Annotated in this window: 1 protein-coding gene; it reads right to left on the reverse strand. The window is 31.4% G+C overall.

Annotation, left to right across the window (positions count from 1 at the left end):
- The coding region (locus DMP16_RS10420; protein ID WP_143577238.1) for an SAM-dependent chlorinase/fluorinase at positions 1–700 on the reverse strand (700 nt) is incomplete at its 3' end.
- Positions 701–767: the final 67 nt, after the last annotated feature.

The raw sequence follows: 767 nt of genomic DNA on the forward strand, positions 1-767 counted from the left end.
ATAATTCTCCTTCTTCTCCATAACCAAACGACTTGACTAACTTAGGAGTGTATTGTTTCCCTTTCACGTAAGTAAGTATTTTCTGGCCTTGATTAGCGTGTTGTAGTAGTAACTCACCGGGTATACTAGTTGCAATATTTCCAAAGTGATCTATATACAGTATAGTTCCGCAAATTTTGTTATCTCGTATTTGATAGCTAAAATCCATTCTTTGTATTTGATCAGATTTAATTTCGTTTCCAAATATTTCAATACTTATGTTTGTTGAAATGAATGCTGCAACGGGCGAGAAGATATCTCTGCCGTGAAATGTATTTGATATTTTAGAAGTCAGATAAAGTTTCTTGTTAGTAATATGAATGATTTTAGTTATTCCATCATTAATCGCAGCTGGATACATGACCCCGTTATCGGGTCCTACGAAAATATAGTTCTTTGTTTTAATAATAATAGGTTTTCTTTCAGTTCCAACTCCAGGATCTACTACTACTAAAAATATTGTATTTTTCGGAAAATAATTGTAAGAAGTGTATAGAAGATATGCTCCAGAAAAAATGCTGAAACTTTTTACGTTGCCAGATATATATATGATCTCGACTTCTGGATTTATCTTTTTTATTACTCCTTCCATTACTCCGTTATAATTATCTCCTACTCCGAAATCGGTTAAAATTGCTATTCTAGGTCTTATTACTTTCATGCTTATCAATTAACAATTCTAAGTAAGATTTTGTAGTTGGTTTTCCTTTTATGTTATATTTTCTGAT

This window comes from Sulfolobus sp. B1 (genome assembly GCF_007050195.1).
Taxonomy (GTDB): domain Archaea; phylum Thermoproteota; class Thermoprotei_A; order Sulfolobales; family Sulfolobaceae; genus Saccharolobus.